Here is a 17,573-nt window from a genome sequence, read left to right as displayed (position 1 = left end):
CCGCCGGAACAGGGCGAACACCCGCACCAGCCACGCATTGGTCGGCGTGTCTGCGCCATCCCGCCCAGCGGCCTACCTACTGTCTTCATCACGACGAGGTTGACATAACTATAACCCTCAGCCTGAGGGTCAGAGTTGATCACCACGCCGGACTTCTTCCCCATCGCCGCACCCACACCACAGTCCTAGTCAACGAGAGGTGAAGCCGCCATGGCAGCTGCACAGAACTACCTGGCCATCATCAAGGTGGTGGGCATCGGCGGCGGTGGCGTCAACGCCGTCAACCGGATGATCGAGGTCGGCCTCAAGGGCGTCGAGTTCATCGCGATCAACACCGACGCGCAGGCGCTCCTGATGAGCGACGCCGACGTCAAGCTCGACATCGGCCGCGAGCTGACCCGCGGCCTCGGCGCCGGGGCCAACCCCGATGTCGGGGCGCGCGCCGCCGAGGACCACGCCGAGGAGATCGAGGAGGTCCTCAAGGGGGCCGACATGGTCTTCGTGACCGCCGGCGAGGGTGGTGGCACCGGCACCGGTGGCGCGCCGGTCGTCGCGCGCATCGCCCGCTCGCTCGGTGCGCTGACCATCGGTGTCGTCACGCGGCCGTTCCAGTTCGAGGGCCGCCGCCGCGCCAACTCCGCCGAGGAGGGGATCGCCAAGCTCCGCGAGGAGGTCGACACCCTCATCGTGATCCCGAACGACCGGCTGCTCCAGATCTCCGACCGCAACGTGTCGGTGATGGACGCGTTCCGCCAGGCCGACCAGGTGCTGCTGCAGGGTGTCTCGGGCATCACCGACCTGATCACCACGCCCGGCCTGATCAACGTCGACTTCGCCGACGTCAAGGCGGTCATGAGCAACGCCGGCTCGGCGCTGATGGGCATCGGGTCGGCGCGCGGCGAGGACCGCGCGGTCGCCGCTGCCGAGATGGCCGTGAGCAGCCCGCTGCTCGAGGCCTCCATCGACGGCGCCCACGGCGTGCTGCTCTCGATCGCCGGCGGCTCCGACCTCGGCATCTTCGAGATCAACGAGGCCGCCGCGATGGTCGCCGACGCGGTGCACCCCGACGCCAACATCATCTTCGGCACGATCATCGACGACGCGCTCGGAGACGAGGTCCGGATCACGGTGATCGCCGCGGGCTTCGACGGCGGTACGCCGAAGCGGGCGGAGGGCGCGACCCTGCGCCGCCCGCAGGAGCAGACCCGCAACGCCGAGGTGGCCACCCGTCGCGAGGAGCCGAAGCGCGAGGAGCGCGACGACGCCACCCGCGTGCGGCAGCCCGCGGAGGAAGAGGAGAAGCTCGCCCCCGAGACGCGGCCCGAGGTCACCGTCGGCGCCCGCCCCGAGCGCGCGCAGATGTCGTTCGACGACGACGACCTCGACGTGCCCGACTTCCTCAAGTAAGCGACTCCCGCCCGGGTGTACTCCTTCCGCACCACTTTCGGCCCCGTCGAGCTGGCGTTCACCGACCGGCTCGGCGGGGTCAGTGCTGCGCCGTACGACGAGCTCAACCTGTCGATCGCCGGCACCGACGACGAGAAGGCGACCGCCGAGAACCACCGGCTCCTGATCGGTGACTTCGCCCCCGACCTCGGGGTCGACCGCATCGCCGACCTCCTGCAGGTGCACGGCGCCGACGTCGTCGACGCGAGGGCGGGCGTGCGCCAGGAGGCCGACGGCATCGTCACCACCGAGCTCGACACCGTGCTGGTGGTCCGCGCCGCCGACTGCGTGCCGGTGCTGCTCGCCGACGCGGCGGCCGGCGTGGTGGGCGCGGCGCACGCGGGCCGGCTCGGCATGGCCGCCGGCGTCGTCACCCGCGTGGTGGAGCGGATGCGCGAGCTCGGCGCCGGCGACGTGCGGGCCTGGATCGGCCCCTACATCTGCGGCGCCTGCTACGAGGTGCCCGCCGAGCTTCAGCAGGAGGTCGCCGCCGCCGAGCCCGCGAGCCGGGCGACGACGTCGTGGGGCACTCCCGCGCTCGACATCGGCGCCGGCGTGCGCGCCCAGCTCGAGCGCGCGGGCGTCGAGGCGGTCGACGCGGCCCGCTGCACGCGCGAGTCGGCCGACCTCTACTCCTACCGCCGCGACGGTGTCGGTGCGGGCCGTCTCGCCGGGATCGTGCGACTGAGGGACGTGGCATGAGCCGCGCCGAGGAGCTCGCCGCCCGGCTGAGCCGGGTCCGCGACCGCATCGCGAGCGCGTGCGGCGCGGCGGGACGCGACCCGTCCGAGGTCTCGCTCATCGTGGTGACCAAGTACTTCCCGGCTTCCGACGTGCGGCTGCTCGCCGACCTCGGGGTCACCGACGTCGGGGAGAACCGCCACCAGGAGGCGGAGGCCAAGGCCGCCGAGACCACCGACGTGCCCGTCACGTGGCACTTCATCGGCGGGCTCCAGAGCAACAAGGCAGCCGCGGTGGCCCGCTATGCGGGCGTCGTCCACTCCGTCGACCGGGCCAAGCTCGTGGGCGCCCTCGACCGGGGTGCCGCTGCGCGCGGGGGAGCGGTCGACGTGCTCCTCCAGGTCAGCCTCGACCCGCCCGGCCGCGAGGGACGGGCGGGTGCCGACCCGGCCGACGTGCCTGCGCTCGCCGACGCCGTCGAGGCCGCCGACCACCTCCGGTTGCGCGGCCTGATGGCCGTCGCGCCGCTGGGGGAGGACCCCGAGGAAGCGTTCGCGCGGCTCGCCGACGTACGGGCCGCGTTCCTCGCCGATCACCCCGATGCGACGTGGTTGTCGGCCGGGATGAGCGGCGACCTGGAAGCCGCGATCGCCGCCGGCGCGACACACGTGCGCGTCGGCACCGCGGTCCTCGGATCGAGGCCTGCGGTCCAGTAATGTCCGAAACACGACCAGTCGCCCCACCGGGCGCAGAAACGCGGAGGCAAGTCTCATGAGCGGTGCGATGCGCAGGATCGGTGAATACCTCGGCCTGCTCGAGGACACCGGCTACGACGACTACGACGACGAGCTCGTCGACGAGACGCGGCCCGCACGCGGAGCGGCCTCCGAGCCGCGCCCGGCCCGGCAGCCGCGCGTCGCCCAGCCCGCCCCCGTCGCCGAAATCAGCGAGCGCCGGCGCCCGACGCCCGTGCAGTCCGCTCCGATGGTCGCGGAGCTGTCGCGCATCACGACGCTGACGCCGCGCACCTACAACGAGGCGCGTGCGATCGGCGAGGAGTACCGCGAGGGCACCCCGGTCATCATGAACCTCTCGGAGATGGACGACGCCGACGCCAAGCGCCTCGTCGACTTCGCCGCGGGCCTGATCTTCGCGACCCGCGGCAGCATCGAGCGCGTCACCAACAAGGTGTTCCTTCTCTCACCGCCCAACGTGAGCGTCGCCGCCGAGGACAAGCAGCGCATCGCCGACGCGGGCTTCTTCAACCAGTCGTGACGCAGCCCCTGCGTGGGGCCCGGTGCAGCAGACTCCTAGGTCGCTTGGATAGGTTCTCCGCGTGACCCTGGCCGGACAGATCATCGAATACGCGCTCTATGCGTTCATCGTCCTGCTCTGGGTGCGCTTCATCGTGGACTGGATCCAGGTCTTCGCCCGCTCGTGGGAGCCGCGGGGCTTCCTGCTCGTCGTGCTCGAGGTCGTCTACTCGGTGACGGACCCGCCGATCAAGGCTCTCCGGAAGGTGATCAAGCCGATCCGGATCGGGAACTTCGCGCTCGACCTGAGCTTCCTTCTCGTCATGATCCTGGCCTACGTCCTGCTCGCACTGAACCGGAATTTCCTGCTCTGACGGGTCGCGTAGCCTCGGGATTGCAGGGTAGTTGTGGTGTCGGAAGTGACTGGTGAATCTCGTTGGGGAAGGACCAGGCGCTAGAGTTCGCTGAGACAGAGTGTCTCCTTGATCGAAGATAGGTGAGGTCATGCCGCTGACGCCCGAGGACGTGAGCAACAAGCGCTTTACCCCCGTCCGGTTGCGCGAGGGCTACGACATGGGTGAGGTCGACCAGTTCCTGGACGAGGTCGAGGCCGAGCTCGCCCGGCTGACCCAGGAGAACGACGAACTCCGCGCCAAGCTGTCGGCGGCACAGTCGGGCGGCCCCGCGTCGTACGACTCCTACGACACCGCGACCGCCATCAAGCCGGTCCCGGAGCCGATCGCTGCGCCCGTGCCGACCCCCGAGCCGACCCCGGCCCCCGTGCCGGCCGCCGCTCCGGTCACCGGCGAGATCTCCGGTGGCGTCGAGACGATCCGGGTCGAGACCGTGCCCGAGGCGTCCAACGCCGCGGCCCGTCTCCTCGAGATCGCCACGCGCAACGCCGACGAGCTGGTCGAGGACGCGAAGAACGAGGCCGACAAGATCGTCGGCGAGGCCCGCACCAAGGCCGAGCGCCTCGAGAACGAGGCCAAGGGCAAGGCCGACCGCCTCGAGTCCGACGCGCGCGCCCGCGCCGAGATGCTCGACAGCGAGACGGCCGAGCGCCGCACGCAGCTGTTCGGCGACCTGGAGAAGGAGCGCGACAAGCTCAACATCGAGGTCGAGAACCTGCGCTCGTTCGAGCGTGAGTACCGCTCGCGCCTCAAGAGCTACTTCACCCAGCAGCTCGAGGCGCTCCAGACGCCGGGCGACACCGTCGCTCCCGTCGAGGAGTCGCCGGCGCCCAAGCGCCTGCGCTCGATCCTGGGCGAGGAAGAGCGCTAGTCCGTCGACCCGACGTTCTCTCGAACGGCCGCTCACCTCGGTGGGCGGCCGTTCGGCGTGTTCTCGGCTCGTGGTCCAGCCGGTGAGCCTGCTTGGAGTGGTCGCGACCAGGGGCTAAGGTCCCTGCAGCCTCCGCCGCAAGCCGTGGCGGAGCGTCGCTCCGAACAGGAGGCCCTCGTGGCGCGCACCTCGAAGAAGACGCTGGCGGGCTCGGCAGCGTCCGCAGCGAAGCGGATCATCCGTCGACCGAAGGCGCAGTCCAGCGCTGCGAGCAACGGAGCGACCAAGAAGAAGGCCGCCGCACCGGCGAAGAAGGCCGCGCCGGCCAAGAAGGCGCCCGCCAAGAAGTCGGCACCGGCGAAGAAGGCTCCGGCGAAGAAGGCGGCGCCGGCGAAGAAGGCTCTGGCGAAGAAGGCGGCGCCGGCGAAGAAGGCTCCGGCCAAGAAGGCGGCGCCGGCGAAGAAGGCTCCGGCCAAGAAGGCGGCGCCGGCGAAGAAGGCTCCGGCCAAGAAGGCGGCGCCGGCGAAGAAGGCTCCGGCCAAGAAGGCCGCGCCGGCGAAGAAGGCGCCCGCCAAGAAGGCCGCGCCGGCGAAGAAGGCGCCCGCCAAGAAGGCCGCGCCGGCGAAGAAGGCGCCCGCCAAGAAGGCCACGCCGGCGAAGAAGACGCCCGCAAAGAAGACCGCGCCGGCCACGAAGGCCGCCGCACCCGTGAAGAAGTCCACCCCTGCGAAGAAGACCGCTCCGGCGAAGAAGGCGGCCCCCGTGAAGAAGGCTCCGGCCACGACCAAGGCGGCTCCCGCCAAGAAGGCACCGGCCAAGAAGGCCACGCCCACCAAGAAGGCGTCCACCCTGGTCGTCCTCGAGGGCGAGGAGGCCTGGTCGAAGGCGGAGCTCGCCGAGGTGGTCGCGGAGCTGCACGAGCAGCAAACCCACAGCGCCGAGATCGTCGCCGAGCAGGAGGCCGACCTGTCGGGCCTGCTGCGGGACGCCGGTGACGGCGCCGGGCAGGACCAGGCCGACGTGGGCGCGACCTCGTTCGAGCGCGACCACGAGCTCACGGTGCTCAACCACGAGCGCGAGAAGCTGGCCCAGATCGAGCGGGCCCTGGCGCGCATCGACGACGGCACCTACGGCGTGTGCGAGTCGTGCGGCAACCCCATCGGGAAGATGCGGCTGATGGCATTCCCCCGTGCAACACTTTGCATGACATGCAAGCAGCGAGAGGAACGTCGGTAGGCACGCCCGAGGGCGGCGCCGACGGGCACGAGGCCCCCGCCCGGTCGCGCAGCTGGCTTCTCTTCGCCGGCGTGGCGCTCGTCGCGTACGCCGTCGACCAGCTCACGAAGCACTGGGCGGTCTCGGAGCTTGCGGGCGAGCCCGACGTCCAGGTCGTCGGAGAGCTCCTCCAGCTCCACCTGACCTACAACCCCGGTGCGGCGTTCAGCCTCGGCACCGACTTCACGGTTGCGCTCACCTGCCTCGCGATCGTCGCGACGTTCGTCGTGCTCTGGTTCAGCCGGCGCCTCGGGTCGGCGATCTGGGCGATCGGCCTCGGCCTGATCCTCGCCGGCATCGACGGCAACCTGACCGACCGGCTGGTGCGCGATCCGTCACCGTTCCGCGGGCACGTCATCGACTTCCTGATGCTCCCGAACTGGCCGGTCTTCAACGTCGCCGACATCTGCATCAACGTCGGTGCCGGACTGGTGATCCTCCAGGCCTTCCGCGGCGTCCAGCTCGACGGCAGCCGCGCGGCCAAGGAGACCGACGAGAAGGCCGACGGGGTGACCGACGAGGAGGACGCGTGACCAGCGTCGACCACCGCAGCCTCCCCGTGCCCGACAGCCTCGAGGGCGAGCGCGTCGATGTCGCCATGGCGCAGCTGTTCGGCGTCTCCCGCACCCGCGCGGCCGAGCTGATCGCCGACGGCCGGGTCCAGATCGACGGCGCCACCATCGCGACCAAGAGCGAGCGGCTGATGCCCGGCGCCGTGCTGGACGTCGAGATCCCGCAGGAGGCTGATCCGCTGGAGGTCGTGCCCGAGATCGTGGAAGGCATCAAGATCATCCACGACGACGACGCGATCGTGGTGATCGACAAGCCGGTCGGCGTCGCGGTCCACCCGTCGCCCGGCTGGCGCGGTCCGACCGTGGTCGGGCACCTCGCCGGCGCCGGCTTCCGGATCTCCACCTCCGGCGCCAAGGAGCGCGAGGGCATCGTCCAGCGCCTCGACGTCGGCACCTCGGGCGTGATGGTGATCTGCAAGTCCGAGCACGCCTACTCGGTGCTCAAGAACGCGTTCCGCCAGCGCACGGTCGACAAGACCTACCACGCGCTCGTCCAGGGGCACCCCGACCCGCTCAGCGGCACGATCGACGCGCCGATCGGCCGGCACCCGGGCGCCGACTACAAGTTCGCGGTGATGGAGGGTGGCCGTGCGAGCGTCACCCACTACGAGACGCTCGAGGCACACCGCTTCGCCAGCCTGCTCGAGGTGCACCTCGAGACGGGCCGCACCCACCAGATCCGGGTGCACATGTCGGCGCTCCGACACCCGTGCTGCGGCGACCTCACGTACGGCGCCGACCCGACGCTGGCGAAGCGACTGGGCCTGACGCGCCAGTGGCTGCACGCCGTGCGGCTCGGCTTCGAGCACCCGGAGACGGGCGACTACGTCGAGTACGAGTCGACGTACCCCGACGACCTGGCCCGCGCGCTCGACGTCGTCCGTGAGATCCACTGACGCAGCGGTCGCGCTGCGGCCGGCGACTCCTGACGACGCGAGCGCCGTCGCCGACGTACACCTCAGGGCACGGGCGGCGGCGTCGATGCCGCCAGGGATCCACAGCGAGGCCGAGGTGCGGGCCTGGCTCGCCGGACGGCTGGCCGAGGACGAGGTCTGGGTGGCCGAGGTCGACGACGTCGTGGTCGGCTACGCGCGGTTCACACCGACCTGGCTCGACGATCTGTACGTCGATCCCGGGGCGCAGGGTTGCGGCGTCGGGTCCGCGCTCCTCGACGTGGTCAAGGCGCTGCGTCCCGACGGGTTCTCGCTGTGGGTGTTCGAGGTCAACCATCCGACGCGGGCGTTCTACGCCGCGCGCGGGCTGGTCGAGCGCGAGCACACCGACGGCTCCGGCAACGAGGAGCGTGCCCTGGACCTCCGGATGGAGTGGCCCGGCGCGATCTCCTGAGGACCTGGTGTCAGGTGGCCACGGTCACCAGCACGCCCAGCAGGAGCAGGATCGCCAGGAGCATCAGCACCCCGGACATCTCCGGCACTTCGGTGTTGTCGACTTCAGGAATGTTCGTTGTCATCGATTACCCCCCAGTAATCCCCGAGTAGTGGATCGATCTGGCTGAGCCGAGGTCAGCGCGCCGGTCCACAGGGCACAACGAGGCAGAGGTGCGGGGGCGACGTCGGACACCAGGAATTCACCTGCTGAGTGACGCACCTCGCACCTGTGCGATGGTCATCCCCATGACCCGGCAACGCGGCCACAGCGTTCTGCTTGTTCCAGTGCCCGCGCTCGAGGCCTTCATACGGTCGCGTTGGGAGCACTACGCGCCGGAGCTCGTGTCCCGCGACCCCGCGTTCACCCACGCCCACGTGACGGTGCTCGCGCCGTATCTCGAGGAACCGAGCGCCGACGACCTCGCCGTCGTGGGCGAGATCGCTGCGTCGACGCCGGCGTTCGACTTCCGCCTCGACGACGTCGACGCGTTCCCCGACGGCGTCGTCCACGCCAGACCCGAGCCGTCCGCGCCGTTCAGCCTGCTGACGGAGCGACTGTGCGAGGCGTTCCCGCAGTGTCCGCCGTACGCCGGCCGGTACCGCGACCTCGTGCCGCACGTGACGCTGGACCGGGTCTCCCCGACGGTCGACGTCGCGAGCACCCGCGCGATGATGGGTGACCTGCTGCCCGCGCGCTGCGTGGCCGACCGGGTCGAGCTGCACTGGTACGAGACAGGCAACTGCCACGTTCGCGCCACGTGGGCGCTCGGCGTGCCTACCCTTGAGCCCGACCGGGTGAGCAGCGTCAGGGGGTAGGTCATGGAGGTGCCCGGCATCGAACGGGTCCGGGCCCTCCTCGCTGTCGCCATCTCGTTGGTCGTGCTCGGCCTTGCGGCGTGCACCGACGGCGAGGCGCCCGCGCTGACGCCCGACTCCTCGGAGTCCGCGACAGGCGGACGGCCCGGGGGGACGCCGCGGGAGCAGCCCAACGTGGTGCTCTTCGTGACCGACGACCAGACGCTCGACGAGCTCGCGGTCATGCCCCGGACCCGGCGGCTGATCGGCGACGCCGGCACGACGTTCAGGCAGGCGATCGCGCAGTACCCGCTGTGCTGCCCGTCGCGGGCGACCCTCCTCACCGGCCAGGTCGCCCACAACCACGGGGTGCTGGGCAACGAGGAGCCGTGGGGCGGCTACGGCCACTTCGACGAGACCGAGACGCTGCCGCTCTGGCTCCAGGACGCGGGCTACCGCACGGCGATGGTCGGCAAGTACCTCAACGGCTATCCCGACCCCGCTGACCAGGACGGCGCGACGCACGTGCCGGACGGCTGGACCGACTGGTACGTCCCGGTCGTCGGGCCCTACCAGTACCGGTCGTTCACCGTGAACGAGAACGGCACTCTGGTGCCGCGCAGGCAGTACCAGTCGACCTGGACAGCTGAGACCGTCTCCTCGCTCGTGCGGGAGTACGCCGAGGGCGAGGCGCCGTTCTTCGTCTGGTCGGGGTTCCTCGCGCCGCACGTGGGCGGCCCGGTGGAGGCGGACGACCCGACGGGGGAGGGCCGCGTCGGCACGCCTGCGGTCGAGGACCGCTATCGCGACACGGTGGCCGGCGGGCTGCCGCCGAAGCCGAGTCGCCACGAAGCGGACCTCAGTGACAAGCCGAGCTGGCTCGAGGAGCGCAGCGCGCTCGACCCCGCGGCGATGAACGAGCTCTTCCGTCAGCGCCGCGAGTCGCTGAGGTCGGTCGACGACGCGATCGCCCGCGTGGTCGACACCCTCGCCGCGGTCGGCGAGCTCGACGACACCGTGCTCGTGTTCACCTCCGACAACGGCACCATGCTGGGCGAGCACGGCTTCAACCAGAAGATCTACGGCTACGAGGAATCGATCCGCGTCCCGCTGCTGATGGCCGGCCCCGGCATCGCCCGCGGCGCCGTACGGGACCAGCTCGTGTCGCTCACCGACCTGCCCGCCACCATCCTCGACCTCGCGCGGGCGAAGCCCGGCCTGCCGCAGGACGGGGTCTCCTTGGTGGACGCCACCAACGACCACGATCACCTGGCCGACCGCCACCTGCTGCTCGAGGCCGGCGGCTGGCCCAACGAGGACCAGCAGCGGCTCTACACCGGCATCCGCACCTCCGACGGCCGGGTGCTGCTGCGCTACTTCGACGGCTGGGTCGAGACCTACGACCTGGCCGACGACCCGTTCCAGCTCGACGGGACCACGTCCGAGGCGGAGAGGCCGTGGCGCGAGGAGCTGCTCGCCGAGCTCGACCGGCTGGAGACGTGCGCCGGCAAGGAGTGCCTGGCGCCCTGACCTGTCAGCGTCGCGCCTGGCGTCCCAGCCCTGCGTCGCGGGCCCGAACGATCGCCTCGGCGCGGTCGACCGCGGCCAGCTTGGTGAGCACGGCGCTCACGTGGTTGCGGACCGTCTTCGGGGAGAGGAAGAGCCGCTGGGCGATCTGCGGGTTGGAGAGTCCGGCGGCGACGAGGTCGAGCACCTCGTGCTCGCGCGCGGAGAGCTCGGGGAACGGCGATCGGTCCGTCGCAGAGACGGCGGCGAAGAAGTCGACGACCTGGGCCGCCAGCCCGGCCCCGAACACGATGCCGCCCTCGGCGGCGGTGAAGACGGCGCGCAGGATTTCGGCGGGCTCGGCGCCCTTGAGCAGATAGCCCCGCGCGCCGGCCTGCACCGCGTCCAGCACGGTCGAGTCCTCCTCCGACATGGTCAGCACGAGCACGCGCACGCCCGGGTGTCGCGCGAGCAGCCGCCGGGTCGCCTCGACCCCGTCGAGGACCGGCATCTGGACGTCCATGACCACCACGTCCACACCGTCCTCGCCATGGCGGTCGACCGCGTCGAGCGCCTGCTGGCCGTCGCCGGCGGTGTCGACGACGCTGATGCCGTCCATGCTGCCGAGGAGCGCCGCGAACCCCTCGCGGAACACCGGGTGATCATCGACGACCAGCACCCGCACCGCCGCCTCGTTCACAGCGTCACCTCCATCGACGCCTGCGGTGTCACCGCGGGCTCGCTGCGCGGCGCGGGGGCCGTGACCCTCCCACCGGCGACCTCACGGATCGGTAGGTGCGCGGTCACGCGGGTGCCGCCAGCAGCCGACGACTCCACGGTGCAGCGACCGCCCAGCTCGCGAGCTCGCTCCCGCATCGACGACAGCCCGACGCCCGCGAGCGAGTCCGGGCCGATGCCGACACCGTCGTCCGCCACCTCGACGACCAGCTCCTGGTCTCGTACGTCGATCCGCACGTGAGCGTGCCCGGCGCCGGAGTGGCGTACGGCGTTGGTGAGCGCCTCGGACGCGATCCGGAAGGCCGCCACCTCAGCCGCGGCAGGCAGCGGACCGAGGTCGGCGGCGACGTCGACGGTGACCGACAGCGCGGGCGTGCGGATCCGGTCGGCCTGCTGGCGCAGTGCCCCCGCCAGGCCGACGTCGTCGAGCGCAGGCGGTCGCAGACCGTGCACCAGGCGGCGTACTTCGGCGAGCAGGCCGGAGATGTCGCCCCGCGCGGCCGCCAGCGCGTGGTCGGCCTCCGTGGGCGCCCGCTGCGCGGTGATCCGGGCGGTGTCGATGCGGGATGCGATCGCGGCGAGCGTCGGGCCGAGCCCGTCGTGGAGCTCGTTGCGCAGGCGACGGCGCTCGTCCTCGACAGCGGTGACGATCCGCTCCCGGCTCGCCTGCAGCTGGTCGGAGAGCTGGGCCGCGCGCGCCGCCGCGGCAGCCTGACGGACCATGTCGGCCAGGAGTGCCTCGTCCGCACGGCGCAGTCGCTGCCGCGGTCCGCGTGGGAGGTGGAGCCAGCCGATGGCCTCGCCTCGGTAGGCGATGGGCATCGCGTCGGTCTCGGCGGGCGGTGTCCCGTGCTCGACGGTCACGTGGCTGCCGTCGTCCTGGAGCAGCTCGACCCCGGCGTAGGTGGTGCGGAACGCACGGCTGACAGCTCGGGCGATCTCGAGGAGCTGCGACGACGGCGTGTCCGAGGTCTCGAGACGAGCGGCCAGGCGCGACATGACGCCGTAGGGGTCGTCGCGCTCACCTCGGGCGCTGCGCCGTACCCAGCGCCACAGCCGGTGCCGCAGCGGCGCGTAGACCAGGGAGACCACGAAGACCGCGAGCACGAGCGACTCGGCGCCCGACAGGTGTGCGCCGAGGAGGTTGCTCGCGAGCGCGAGCAGCGCGAGGTCGAGGAGGTACGACAAGACGACGAGAGCGCCGTACACGATGGTGCTGTCGAGGAGTCGGTCGACGTCGATGACGTCCGGACGGACGAGGCCGACCGCCACCGCCGCGCCTGTGACGGCGAGCGCGACGGAGAGGCCGTAGGACCCGACCGCGTCGGGAAGCACCGCGAACGCCAGCATCACGAGGACGTCGACGATGCCGGCCCACAGCAACCAGCGCATGCGGACCCGGTCGGCGCCGCTCGCGCGGCGGTAGCCGGCCGTCACGATCAGGAACGGCAGGACCAGGCTGACCGGCACCACGAGGTACGACGCCTGGAGTGCCGCCTGCCACACCTGGTCGGGGAGCGGGATCGTGACCGGATCGAGGTCGAGAGCCAGCACCGACGGTGGCAAGGGCGAGTCGGGCGACTCCATCTCGGCGACCTCGGCGGGGATCACGAGCAGGAGGAGCGGGAGCGCTGCGGTGCCGGCGAGCGACACCAGGGCCGGCCATCGCCAGCGCCCGGTCGGCAGCCGGCCGGTCGGGTAGAGCAGGAGGATCAGCGGCAGGATCAGCAGCAGGCCGGCGCCGAGCCGCATGAAGAACCAGAAGGCGAGCTCCGCGCCCGGCAGCGCTGGGTCGTGCGCGGTGGCCAGCGCGAGCCAGGCACCGCTCGCGGCGTTGAGTGCCGACCACATGCCGAAGGCGAGGAGCAGCCAGCCGAGGACGTGCCTGCGGTTCCGGAGCACGACGGTGCCCGCAGCCGCGAGCGCCAGCCCGGCCAGGCTGTCGGTCCACGGGCCCGGCAGCTCCAGCGCGGCGACGTGGTCCGCCGGCGCCCGGTCGGTGACGAGCACCGCGAACACCCCTGCGGCGGCGGTGATCGCGGGCCCCACGACGCAGGCGATGCGCGCGGGCACGCTCTGCACCTGCGCGGGCGCGGGGTCGGTCGTGGGCACGACCCAAGGGTGCCCGAGGGGGCGTCCCGTTGTCCCCGGGACCGGGATCACGACCGCACCGGGACAGGAAGGGTGACGGGGAACAGGACACGTCGCCCTGCCGGACTGGGACGTGGTCGCCGAAGGGTGCTCGTCAACGACCGCTGTCCGTCCGAAAGGCACGCCCATGAGCTTCTCCACCACTCCGCCCGCCGCGCGCACCGACGTCCAGGAGGCGCCGCTGCGCCGGCCGAGGACGATGTCGCGCACCACGATCCGCCAGGTCGGCGTCGGCCTGGCCCTCGGCGCTGCCGCCTGGGCGACGTCGGTCGCCTTCCACGGCTTCAACCCGGAGACCGAGACCGGTACCCGGGTGACCGGTGTGGCCGGCTTGCTGTTCCAGTGCGGTCTGCTGGCTCTCGTGCACGTCCACATGGCGACCCGCGCGACGGGGACCAAGAAGGTCAACGGCTGGCTGCTCAACGTCGAACGGCTCCTGTTGGTGCTCGCCATCGTGTGGACGCTGTGCCACACCGCGCTCCCGAGCCAGCGTGACGCGACCTGGCTCGCCGTCCTCGACTTCTCGTGGCCGCTGTCCATGCTCGGCATGCTGCTGATCGGCGTCAGCATCGCGATCAAGGGCCGGTGGCGGGGCATGGCCCGCGCCTGGTCGCTCGTCGCAGAGACCTGGGTGATCGTCACGATGCCCGCGCTGGGCATCCTCGGCGAGTCGGGCGGCACCGTCGTCGGCGTCGCCCACCTGGTCCTCGGCTACGGCGCGCTCGGACTGATCCTCGCGGCGCGGCCCGACCTGGTGGTCGCCGTCGAGGACCGCTGAGCCGGTCGTCGGCCCCGCGGGTGTCGGTCAGACGTGTCCGCTCAGTTGGGCCAGGCGCCGCGCCAGCGCGTCGACCATCGCGTTGGCCTGCTTGGCCGGCATCGCGGAGGTCTTGTCGCCGCCCTGGCTCGACACGGGCAGCACGTCGATCGAGAGCTTCGCGCCGCCGGCGAGGGCGCGCAGGTCGTCAACCTTGTCGCCGAACGGCGAGCCGCTGCCGGGGGAGTAGTAGCGGACGACGTCGTCCACCTCTCCGGCATACAGATCGGCCTTGGTGACCGCGATGACGAGCCAGACCGGCTTGTCGCGACGGACCGCCATCGACGCGATCCGGTGGGCGGTGATCGTCCAGTCCTCGAGCTCGGCGGCGAGCTGCTCCTCGCGGGTGGCGTCGGCCGAGCCGGTCGTGCCCGCCGTACGGCGAGCCGTGGCGTAGCCGTTGGCGACCACGTGGATCACGCCGTCGACCGGCTCGTCGTGGAAGACCTCGTCGAGCGCGCTGAGCCGTGTCGCCGCGTTGTCGCCCGGCACCACGAGGAAGCGGAAGCCGCGGAGCCGTCGCCCGCGCCGGGTGCGTCGCTCCATCACTGCCGAGCCGACCTCGGCGCCCTCGGGCGACGTCCGCTTGGAGAGCCGGTTGGCCAGCTCGGTCTTGCCGACCCCGGTCATCCCGGTGACCGCGACCGTCGGGAACCGCCTCCGGAACAGCCGCTGCACCCGCTCCGGCGCCGTCGCGAGGCCGGTCAGCATGCCGCCGGCCACGGTCGCGCCGACCGCGGCGCGGCTGGAGGTGGGCAGGATCGTCCGGAAGTGAGAGATGCGGGACAAGACGCCTCCTGGGCCTGCCGTCGACAGCGGGTCGCCCTGAGCCTACGTTCCGCGCCGTAAGGTCATCCCATGGCGGACGGACAGCGCACCACCTACGTGCTCGTCGACGGGGAGAACATCGACGCGACCCTCGGCGCCTCGATCCTCGGCCGGCGCCCGCGCCCCGAGGAGCGCCCGCGGTGGGAGCGGCTCCTCCAGTTCGCCAGCGACCAGTGGAGCCAGCCGTCGGTCGGCCTCTTCTTCCTCGCCGCCGGCAACGAGCTGCCCATGCCGTTCGTCCAGGCGCTCCTGGCCATCGGCTATCGCCCGATCCCGCTCTCCGGCGGGCCGGGCGAGAAGGTCGTCGACATCGCCATCCAGCGGACCCTGGTCGAGCTGCAGCGGCGTGAGGCCGACGTCTTCCTCGTCAGCAACGACGGCGACTTCGTCGACCAGGCCTCCGCTCTCCTCGACGGTCGCCGGGTGGCGGTCGTCGGGTTCGGTGAGTTCCGGAACAGCGCGTTCGCCGAGCTCATCGACCGCGGGCTCGAGGCCTACGATCTCGAGTACGACGTCGCGGCGTTCAACGCCCCGCTGCCGCGGGTCCGGATCATCCCGATCGACGAGTTCGACCCGGCTCAGTTCCTGTGACGCGGCACCTCGGACTGCGGTCTCAGTCAGCCCGCTCGCGGGACGTCAGGTCGGCGAGGGCCTCGTCGATGTCCGGATGGTCGAACTCGAACCCGGCGTCGAGAAGTCGAGCCGGCACGGCACGACGGCCGGTGAGCGCCAGAGCCGGGTCCGTGCGCAGCGCCACCGCGCCCAGCCGGACCATCGCGGCCGGCGTCGGGGGCGCGGCGGGCCGGCCGACGTTCCTCCGGAGAGCTGCCATCAGCTCGGCGTTCCTGACCGGCCGCGGCCCGGTGGCGTGCACCGTCCCGGCCATCGCAGTGCCGGGATCGAGCAGAAAGCTGACGATCGCCAGCCAGTCGTCGATGTGGATCCAGCTGATCCACTGCGTGCCCGGGCCCACGCGACCCCCGAGTCCCCACTTCGCCAGCGACAGGAGGCGGTCGAGCGCGGGCGTGCCGTTGTCCAGCACGATGCCCGTGCGGAGGGTGACCAGCCGTCGGGTGTTGGCGCCCTCGACGGACTTCTCCCACGCCTTCGCCACGCCCGCCATCTGCGGTGGGCCGTCGGCCGGGGGTGCCGTCTCGTCCAGGACCTCGTCGCCCGCGTCGCCGTAGATCGCGAGGGTGCTGGCCTGCAGCCACACCGGCACCGGCTCAGCCAGGGTCGCGCTGGCCGTGACCAGTGCCCGCGTCGGCTCGACCCGTGACGTCGTCAGCAGCTCGACGTTCGCCGCGGTGGGTCGCCGGTCGACGAGCTCGCCCGCGAGGTTGACGAGGGCACTGCCCTCGAGCTCGGCGGACCACGCACCCACGGAGCTGCCGTCCCACTCGACCTGCCGGAACCGACCCGGTCGCGGGCGCCGGGTCAGGACGACGACCTCGTGGCCACCGACCTCGAGGTGCTCGCACAACCGGCGCCCGAGCGCGCCGGAGCCGCCTGCGATCACTACCTTCACGGACCCAACATAGGTCGCCCACTCGGAGACGTGTGCGTCCTAGTCTGGCTCCATGGCGAGGACGGGTGGCCGGCCGGCGCGGGTCGAGGACGTGCACGAGCTCGCCCTCGGCATGCCCCACGTCCGCGTCGAGGCCGGCACCCAGGACAGGCCCGTCTACCAGGTCGGCGGGAAGTCGTTCGTGTTCTTCAGGAACCCGCGCCCGGACGCCGTCGATCCCGACACCGGCGAGCGCTACGACGACGTGATCGTCTTCTGGGTGCCCACGGAGGGCGACAAGCTGGCCCTGGTGCAGGACGAGTCCTCCCCGTTCTTCACCACTCCGCACTTCGACGGCCACCTGTCGGTGTTGATCCGGGCGAGCCGGCTGGCGGAGATCAGCTACGACGAGCTCGCCGAGGTGGTGCAGGAGGCGTGGCTCTCTCGCGCGTCGGCCCGCCGGGGTGAGGCGTGGCTCCGGGAGCACGCTCCGGACTAGCGCACGGTTCCCCGGTCGCCCACGGTGCGCGTCAGCGACTGCGGTGGAAGGAGCGGATGAGGCTGGAGGTCCACGCGTCGAATACCGCAGTCGACGCACCGCACGTAGCTGAGCCGGCCCTCGGAGGTCTGATGGCCGGACTCGGTGAGCCAGCCGTGCTCGTGGAGCGCGTCCGCTGGCGCGGACTGCTCTGCTGCGACGTCGGTCATGGTCACGACTCTGCTGTAATGGCCTTATGCATCTCAACCCTTACGGCGAGTACGCCGTGCTGATGGCGGCGTCGCTCGCCGACGACTGGCCCGAGGACCGCGCGGGCATCGAGGCCCGGACCAGGGCGTTCGGCATGACGATGGAGTTCGCCGAGGCGTCCGACGACCACGAGCGCACGCGCCGCGTCGTCGACGAGTGGCTGCGCGTCGTCGACGCGCTGGAGCCGGGGGAGCGGGCCCGGCTGCTCAACGACCTGATGGCGCGAGCGACGGCGTACCCGCGGCTCACCGACCACGGGGGCGAGGGATGGCACCTGCACTACCGCGACGACGCCAACGACTCGCTGCCCGACGTGCTGCGAGCGGTGATCAGCGTCGGTACGGCGCTGCACCTGACCACCCGGGGCATCCATCGGCTGAGCCGGTGCGCTGCGGGGCAGATGGACGGTGACTCCTGCGTGGCCGTGGTCGTGGACGTCACCCGCAACGGACGGCAGCGCTACTGCTCGGTCCGCTGCGCCAACCGCGCCGCCGTCCGCCGGCACCGGTCGAGGCGAGCCGTGACCGTGCCCTGATCGGGTTCCGGCCCTGGATACGTGGATCCGGCGGTGAGAGTGATCGAAC

At 71.6% G+C, this 17,573-nt stretch carries 21 protein-coding genes; 16 read left to right on the top strand and 5 right to left on the bottom strand.

Annotation, left to right across the window (positions count from 1 at the left end; genetic code table 11):
* The first annotated feature begins 210 nt into the window (after positions 1 to 210).
* The 12 genes from ftsZ to HNR19_RS12910 all read left to right on the top strand — a co-directional run bounded on the left by ftsZ (position 211) and on the right by HNR19_RS12910 (position 10,224).
* Positions 211 to 1,407: a cell division protein FtsZ gene (ftsZ, locus tag HNR19_RS12965; RefSeq protein ID WP_179668306.1), complete on the top strand. Its 1,197-nt coding sequence runs from the start codon at positions 211 to 213 to the stop codon at positions 1,405 to 1,407.
* 15 nt (positions 1,408 to 1,422) lie between these two features.
* Positions 1,423 to 2,148, top strand: a complete 726-nt coding sequence (gene pgeF, locus HNR19_RS12960) for a peptidoglycan editing factor PgeF (protein ID WP_179668305.1) — start codon at positions 1,423 to 1,425, stop codon at positions 2,146 to 2,148.
* On the top strand, positions 2,145 to 2,843 hold the full coding sequence (locus HNR19_RS12955) for a YggS family pyridoxal phosphate-dependent enzyme (RefSeq protein WP_179668304.1): 699 nt from the start codon (positions 2,145 to 2,147) through the stop codon (positions 2,841 to 2,843). Before pgeF ends, HNR19_RS12955 begins: the two co-directional genes overlap by 4 nt.
* A gap of 55 nt (positions 2,844 to 2,898) precedes the next feature.
* Positions 2,899 to 3,402, top strand: a complete 504-nt coding sequence (locus HNR19_RS12950; protein WP_179668303.1) for a cell division protein SepF — start codon at positions 2,899 to 2,901, stop codon at positions 3,400 to 3,402.
* 61 nt (positions 3,403 to 3,463) lie between these two features.
* Entirely contained in the window at positions 3,464 to 3,754 is a 291-nt protein-coding gene (locus HNR19_RS12945; RefSeq protein WP_179668302.1) for a YggT family protein, read from the top strand.
* A 130-nt stretch (positions 3,755 to 3,884) separates the two neighbouring features.
* Entirely contained in the window at positions 3,885 to 4,664 is a 780-nt protein-coding gene (locus HNR19_RS12940) for a DivIVA domain-containing protein (RefSeq protein WP_179668301.1), read from the top strand.
* 177 nt (positions 4,665 to 4,841) lie between these two features.
* A complete protein-coding gene (locus HNR19_RS23555) occupies positions 4,842 to 5,900 on the top strand; it encodes a TraR/DksA family transcriptional regulator (protein WP_343047176.1) in 1,059 nt (352 codons plus the stop codon).
* Positions 5,873 to 6,472, top strand: coding sequence for a signal peptidase II (gene lspA, locus HNR19_RS12930; RefSeq protein ID WP_179668300.1), 600 nt, complete (start codon positions 5,873 to 5,875; stop codon positions 6,470 to 6,472). The genes HNR19_RS23555 and lspA overlap by 28 nt, the downstream gene beginning before the upstream one ends.
* Positions 6,469 to 7,407, top strand: coding sequence for an RluA family pseudouridine synthase (locus HNR19_RS12925; RefSeq protein ID WP_179668299.1), 939 nt, complete (start codon positions 6,469 to 6,471; stop codon positions 7,405 to 7,407). The genes lspA and HNR19_RS12925 overlap by 4 nt, the downstream gene beginning before the upstream one ends.
* Complete coding sequence (locus HNR19_RS12920; RefSeq protein ID WP_179668298.1) at positions 7,394 to 7,858, top strand: GNAT family N-acetyltransferase; 465 nt, start codon at positions 7,394 to 7,396, stop codon at positions 7,856 to 7,858. Before HNR19_RS12925 ends, HNR19_RS12920 begins: the two co-directional genes overlap by 14 nt.
* A 326-nt stretch (positions 7,859 to 8,184) precedes the next feature.
* Complete coding sequence (locus tag HNR19_RS12915; protein WP_343047175.1) at positions 8,185 to 8,715, top strand: 2'-5' RNA ligase family protein; 531 nt, start codon at positions 8,185 to 8,187, stop codon at positions 8,713 to 8,715.
* Positions 8,716 to 8,718: 3 nt separating this feature from the next.
* A complete protein-coding gene (locus HNR19_RS12910; RefSeq protein ID WP_179668296.1) occupies positions 8,719 to 10,224 on the top strand; it encodes a sulfatase family protein in 1,506 nt (501 codons plus the stop codon).
* Between the two features lie 4 nt (positions 10,225 to 10,228).
* Here the strand turns inward: HNR19_RS12910 and HNR19_RS12905 are convergent, their stop codons facing one another.
* On the bottom strand, positions 10,229 to 10,900 hold the full coding sequence (locus HNR19_RS12905; protein ID WP_179668295.1) for a response regulator: 672 nt from the start codon (positions 10,898 to 10,900) through the stop codon (positions 10,229 to 10,231).
* Positions 10,897 to 13,050 carry an ATP-binding protein gene (locus HNR19_RS23550; RefSeq protein ID WP_179668294.1) on the bottom strand — a complete coding sequence of 718 codons (2,154 nt, stop codon included), beginning with the start codon at positions 13,048 to 13,050 and terminating at the stop codon, positions 10,897 to 10,899. Before HNR19_RS23550 ends, HNR19_RS12905 begins: the two co-directional genes overlap by 4 nt.
* 166 nt (positions 13,051 to 13,216) lie before the next feature.
* On the opposite strand from HNR19_RS23550, the gene HNR19_RS12895 reads away from it, so the two are divergent.
* Entirely contained in the window at positions 13,217 to 13,867 is a 651-nt protein-coding gene (locus tag HNR19_RS12895) for a hypothetical protein (protein ID WP_179668293.1), read from the top strand.
* Between the two features lie 27 nt (positions 13,868 to 13,894).
* Here the strand turns inward: HNR19_RS12895 and HNR19_RS12890 are convergent, their stop codons facing one another.
* Positions 13,895 to 14,695: a DEAD/DEAH box-containing ATP-dependent helicase gene (locus HNR19_RS12890; protein WP_218910242.1), complete on the bottom strand. Its 801-nt coding sequence runs from the start codon at positions 14,693 to 14,695 to the stop codon at positions 13,895 to 13,897.
* A gap of 69 nt (positions 14,696 to 14,764) precedes the next feature.
* Between HNR19_RS12890 and HNR19_RS12885 the strand changes: the two genes are divergently transcribed.
* Positions 14,765 to 15,325, top strand: a complete 561-nt coding sequence (locus HNR19_RS12885) for an NYN domain-containing protein (protein WP_179668292.1) — start codon at positions 14,765 to 14,767, stop codon at positions 15,323 to 15,325.
* Positions 15,326 to 15,347: 22 nt separating this feature from the next.
* Here HNR19_RS12885 and HNR19_RS12880 read toward each other — a convergent pair whose 3' ends face one another.
* On the bottom strand, positions 15,348 to 16,262 hold the full coding sequence (locus HNR19_RS12880) for a TIGR01777 family oxidoreductase (protein ID WP_179668291.1): 915 nt from the start codon (positions 16,260 to 16,262) through the stop codon (positions 15,348 to 15,350).
* Between the two features lie 52 nt (positions 16,263 to 16,314).
* Between HNR19_RS12880 and HNR19_RS12875 the strand changes: the two genes are divergently transcribed.
* Positions 16,315 to 16,740, top strand: a complete 426-nt coding sequence (locus HNR19_RS12875; RefSeq protein WP_179668290.1) for an MmcQ/YjbR family DNA-binding protein — start codon at positions 16,315 to 16,317, stop codon at positions 16,738 to 16,740.
* On the opposite strand, the gene HNR19_RS12870 is transcribed toward HNR19_RS12875, so the two are convergent.
* Positions 16,737 to 16,949, bottom strand: coding sequence for a hypothetical protein (locus tag HNR19_RS12870; protein WP_179668289.1), 213 nt, complete (start codon positions 16,947 to 16,949; stop codon positions 16,737 to 16,739). The two genes, HNR19_RS12875 and HNR19_RS12870, sit on opposite strands and share 4 nt — an antisense overlap.
* Before the next feature lie 26 nt (positions 16,950 to 16,975).
* Between HNR19_RS12870 and HNR19_RS12865 the strand changes: the two genes are divergently transcribed.
* Entirely contained in the window at positions 16,976 to 17,524 is a 549-nt protein-coding gene (locus HNR19_RS12865; RefSeq protein WP_179668288.1) for a CGNR zinc finger domain-containing protein, read from the top strand.
* Positions 17,525 to 17,573: the final 49 nt, after the last annotated feature.

It is taken from the genome of Nocardioides thalensis, from assembly GCF_013410655.1.
GTDB lineage: Bacteria > Actinomycetota > Actinomycetes > Propionibacteriales > Nocardioidaceae > Nocardioides > Nocardioides thalensis.
The sequence above is the reverse complement of the archived record's forward strand: the minus strand, read 5'-3'. Positions and strand labels throughout refer to the sequence as shown.